Source organism: Aestuariimicrobium sp. T2.26MG-19.2B, from assembly GCF_950101875.1.
In the GTDB taxonomy this organism is placed as follows: domain Bacteria; phylum Actinomycetota; class Actinomycetes; order Propionibacteriales; family Propionibacteriaceae; genus Aestuariimicrobium; species Aestuariimicrobium kwangyangense.
Map to the genome: position 1 here is coordinate 1 of NZ_CATNLW010000004.1, position 5,261 is coordinate 5,261.

Sequence of the window (5,261 nt, forward strand, 5' to 3'; positions counted from 1 at the left end):
GGCACAAATGGAAACACCCCCTTGATCCGAAGATCAAGGGGGTGTTGTAAGTCCGGCGGCGTCCTACTCTCCCACAGGGTCCCCCCTGCAGTACCATCGGCGCTGAAAGGCTTAACTTCCGGGTTCGGAATGGAACCGGGTGTTTCCCTTTCGCCATGGCCACCGAAACACTATGGAGATGTGTCGGACCAAGCATTCAATTATCAAGCCTGGTTCCCGACCGTATCCCGGGAACCACACAGTGGACGCGTAGCATCTTTGTAGATGAATGAACAAGCCCTCGGCCTATTAGTATCGGTCAGCTCCATGCCTTTCAGCACTTCCACATCCGACCTATCACCCGGTGGTCTGCCGGGGGCCTTACCAGATTATTCTGTGGGAACCCTCATCTTGAAGCGTGCTTCCCGCTTAGATGCTTTCAGCGGTTATCACTTCCCAACGTAGCCAACCAGCCGTGCTCTTGGCAGAACAACTGGCACACCAGAGGTTAGTCCGTCCCGGTCCTCTCGTACTAAGGACAGCTCTTCTCAAGATTCCTACGCGCGCAGCGGATAGGGACCGAACTGTCTCACGACGTTCTAAACCCAGCTCGCGTGCCGCTTTAATGGGCGAACAGCCCAACCCTTGGGACCGACTCCAGCCCCAGGATGCGACGAGCCGACATCGAGGTGCCAAACCATGCCGTCGCTGTGAGCGCTCGGGCAAGATCAGCCTGTTATCCCCGGGGTACCTTTTATCCGTTGAGTGACGGCGCTTCCACAAGCCACCGCCAGATCACTAGTCCCGACTTTCGTCCCTGCTCGAGATGTCTCTCTCACAGTCAAGCTCCCTTGTGCACTTACACTCGCCACCTGATTACCAACCAGGCTGAGGGAACCTTTGGGCGCCTCCGTTACCTTTTGGGAGGCGACCGCCCCAGTCAAACTACCCATCAGGCACTGTCCCTGATCCAGATCATGGACCTAGGTTAGATATCCAGAGCGACCAGAGTGGTATTTCAACGATGACTCCACAACCACTGGCGTGGCTGCTTCACAGTCTCCCACCTATCCTACACAAGTCGCACCGAACACCAATACCAAACTATAGTAAAGGTCCCGGGGTCTTTCCGTCCTGCTGCGCGTAACGAGCATCTTTACTCGTACTGCAATTTCGCCGAGTTCGTGGTGGAGACAGCGCCCAAATCGTTACTCCATTCGTGCAGGTCGGAACTTACCCGACAAGGAATTTCGCTACCTTAGGATGGTTATAGTTACCACCGCCGTTTACTGGGGCTTAAGTTCAGTGCTTCGCTTGCGCTGACACTTCCCGTTAACCTTCCAGCACCGGGCAGGAGTCAGTCCGTATACATCGTCTTTCGACTTGGCACGGACCTGTGTTTTTAGTAAACAGTCGCTTGGGCCTGGTCTCTGCGACCTTCAATGCTTCAGACAGCTCGTGCCCTCACACATCCGGTCCCCCTTATCCCGAAGTTACGGGGGTATTTTGCCGAGTTCCTTCACCACGATTATCTCGATCGCCTTGGTATTCTCTACCTATCCACCTGTGTCGGTTTGGGGTACGGGCGGCTCATACGTCGCTCACGAAGCTTTTCTAGGCAGCATAGGATCACCCACTCTTGGAAACGAATTCCAATCACGACGTCACGTCTCAGGCACATGAGGAGCGGATTTGCCTACCCCTCGCCCTACACGCTTGTCCCGGCATACCAGTCACCGGGATGGGCTACCTTCCTGCGTCCCTCCGCAGCTTGCCTACTACAAGTTTGGGTCGCAGAGTCAGCATCATCGATCCGAAGACCTCCGACACCTTCCGTGCTCAGCATCACCTGATTCAGCATGGGCCGTACTTCGCCGGTACGGGAATATCAACCCGTTGTCCATCGACTACGCCTGTCGGCCTCGCCTTAGGTCCCGACTTACCCAGGGCAGATTAGCTTGACCCTGGAACCCTTGGATATTCGGCGGACGGGTTTCTCACCCGTCATTCGCTACTCATGCCTGCATTCTCACTCGTGTGCTCTCCACGACTGGGTCACCCCGCCGCTTCATCGCGCACACGACGCTCCCCTACCCATCCACGCACCTGGACTCGAAAGTCAAGTACACGCGTGAATGCCATAGCTTCGGCGGATAACTTGAGCCCCGCTAAATTGTCGGCGCAGAATCACTTGACCAGTGAGCTATTACGCACTCTTTCAAGGGTGGCTGCTTCCAAGCCAACCTCCTGGTTGTCACCGCAACTCCACATCCTTTTCCACTTAGTTATCGCTTAGGGGCCTTAGCTGATGATCTGGGCTGTTTCCCTCTCGACTGTGAAGCTTATCCCCCACAGTCTCACTGCTGCGCTCTCACTTACCGGCATTCGGAGTTTGGTTGATTTCGGTAAGCTTTTGGGCCCCCTAGACCATCCAGTGCTCTACCTCCGGCAAGAAACACGCAACGCTGCACCTATATGCATTTCGGGGAGAACCAGCTATCACGTAGTTTGATTGGCCTTTCACCCCTATCCACAGCTCATCCCCTCGGTTTTCAACCCAAGTGGGTTCGGGCCTCCACGACGTCTTACCGTCGCTTCACCCTGGCCATGGATAGATCACTACGCTTCGGGTCTAGAGCATGCGACTCAACGCCCTGTTCGGACTTGCTTTCGCTACGGCTCCCCCACACGGGTTAACCTCGCCACATACCACTAACTCGCAGGCTCATTCTTCAAAAGGCACGCCGTCACCCCGCAGGGCTCCGACGGATTGTATGCGATCGGTTTCAGGTACTATTTCACTCCCCTCCCGGGGTACTTTTCACCTTTCCCTCACGGTACTTGTCCGCTATCGGTCACCAAGGAGTATTTAGGCTTAACGGGTGGTCCCGCCAGATTCACGCGGAATTTCAAGAGTTCCGCGTTACTTGGGATGACACTCACGAGTGATCAACTTACGTCTACAGGAGTATTACCCTCTACGCTCCACCTTCCCAGGTGGTTCGACTTCGCTTGATCATTTCTTACTCGCCGCCGGGTCAACAGCCCCGACCGAATGGTCCCACAACCCCGCACATGCAACGCCTGTCAGCTATCACACACATACGGTTTGGCCTCTTCCGCTTTCGCTCGCCACTACTCACGGAATCACGGTTGTTTTCTTTTCCTGTGGGTACTGAGATGTTTCACTTCCCCACGTTCCCTCCAACTGCCCTATATATTCAGGCAGAGGTTGCCGGACATGACTCCGGTACTTTCAAGGTTTCCCTATTCGGAAATCCCAGGATCACAGCTCGTTTACCAGCTCCCCAGGGCTTATCGCAGGTTACAACGTCCTTCATCGGCTCTTGGTGCCTAGGCATCCACCGATCGCACTTAGTAGCTTGTTCAAAAAAATATCTACAAAGATGCTCGCGTCCACTGTGCAGTTCTCAAAATACGGGCGAGCCCGGCACCACCACCCCACAACAGGGCACCAGCCACCGGTCCGCGCAGAGCAATCCGTCACCGAAGCAACCGACCCCTCAGGACCCAACAGCGTGCTCACGAAACCCACCACCGAACCACCCACACGTTCCACTCCCCCACAACAGGGGCTGTACTTGCACGGACAACCGGCACCAAGCCTCTCCAGCCAACGTTCCACAATTCCACAAGCCCACCAGACCGGGAACGAACGCCCCGAAACCTGGCAAACATGGACCAGCACCCACAGGCACTGACCAAGAAGGCTCCTTAGAAAGGAGGTGATCCAGCCGCACCTTCCGGTACGGCTACCTTGTTACGACTTAGTCCTAATTACCAGCCCCACCTTCGACGGCTCCCTCCACAAGGGTTGGGCCACCGGCTTCGGGTGTTGCCGACTTTCATGACTTGACGGGCGGTGTGTACAAGCCCCGGGAACGTATTCACCGCAGCGTTGCTGATCTGCGATTACTAGCGACTCCGACTTCATGGGGTCGAGTTGCAGACCCCAATCCGAACTGAGACAGGCTTTTTGGGATTCGCTCAACCTTGCGGTATCGCAGCCCTTTGTACCTGCCATTGTAGCATGTTTCAAGCCCTGGACATAAGGGGCATGATGACTTGACCTCATCCCCACCTTCCTCCGAGTTGGCCCCGGCGGTCTCCATTGAGTCCCCGGCATTACCCGCTGGCAACAATGGACGAGGGTTGCGCTCGTTGCGGGACTTAACCCAACATCTCACGACACGAGCTGACGACAGCCATGCACCACCTGTATACCGACCAAAAAGGGGCACCTGTCTCCAGATGTTTCCGGTATATGTCAAACCCAGGTAAGGTTCTTCGCGTTGCATCGAATTAATGAACATGCTCCGCCGCTTGTGCGGGGCCCCGTCAATTCCTTTGAGTTTTAGCCTTGCGGCCGTACTCCCCAGGCGGGGTACTTAATGCGTTAGCTGCGGCACGGAGAACGTGGAATGTCCCCCACACCTAGTACCCACCGTTTACGGCGTGGACTACCAGGGTATCTAAGCCTGTTTGCTCCCCACGCTTTCGCTTCTCAGCGTCAGGAAATGCCCAGAGAACCGCCTTCGCCACCGGTGTTCCTCCTGATATCTGCGCATTCCACCGCTCCACCAGGAATTCCATTCTCCCCTGCATTCCTCAAGTCTGCCCGTATCGAAAGCACGCTCAGGGTTGAGCCCTGAGTTTTCACTTCCGACGCGACAAACCGCCTACAAGCTCTTTACGCCCAATAATTCCGGACAACGCTCGCACCCTACGTATCACCGCGGCTGCTGGCACGTAGTTGGCCGGTGCTTCTTCTCCTGCTACCGTCACTTCCGCTTCGTCACAGGTGAAAGCGGTTTACAACCCGAAGGCCGTCATCCCGCACGCGGCGTTGCTGCATCAGGCTTCCGCCCATTGTGCAATATTCCCCACTGCTGCCTCCCGTAGGAGTCTGGGCCGTATCTCAGTCCCAGTGTGGCCGGTCGCCCTCTCAGGCCGGCTACCCGTCGAAGCCTTGGTGAGCCACTACCTCACCAACAAGCTGATAGGCCGCGAGCCCATCCCAGACCGCCGGAGCTTTCCAACCCCCCCGATGCCAGGGAGGCTCATATCCGGTATTAGCAGCTGTTTCCAACTGTTATCCCAAAGTCTGGGGCAGGTTACTCACGTGTTACTCACCCGTTCGCCGCTCGTGTACCCCGAAAGGCCTTACCGCTCGACTTGCATGTGTTAAGCACGCCGCCAGCGTTCGTCCTGAGCCAGGATCAAACTCTCCGTTGAAAACAACAACCACCCCACCACAAAAG

General features: G+C 56.1%; 3 rRNA genes. All 3 read right to left on the reverse strand.

What is annotated here, in order from left to right:
* Nucleotides 1-50: 50 nt before the first annotated feature.
* The 3 genes from rrf to QQZ11_RS13550 all read right to left on the reverse strand — a co-directional run bounded on the left by rrf (nt 51) and on the right by QQZ11_RS13550 (nt 5,235).
* Nucleotides 51-167, reverse strand: a 5S ribosomal RNA gene (rrf, locus tag QQZ11_RS13540).
* Between the two features lie 101 nt (nt 168-268).
* Nucleotides 269-3,368, reverse strand: a 23S ribosomal RNA gene (locus tag QQZ11_RS13545).
* A gap of 350 nt (nt 3,369-3,718) precedes the next feature.
* Nucleotides 3,719-5,235 (reverse strand): 16S ribosomal RNA (locus QQZ11_RS13550).
* Together the 16S, 23S and 5S rRNA genes form the textbook arrangement of a ribosomal RNA operon.
* Nucleotides 5,236-5,261: the final 26 nt, after the last annotated feature.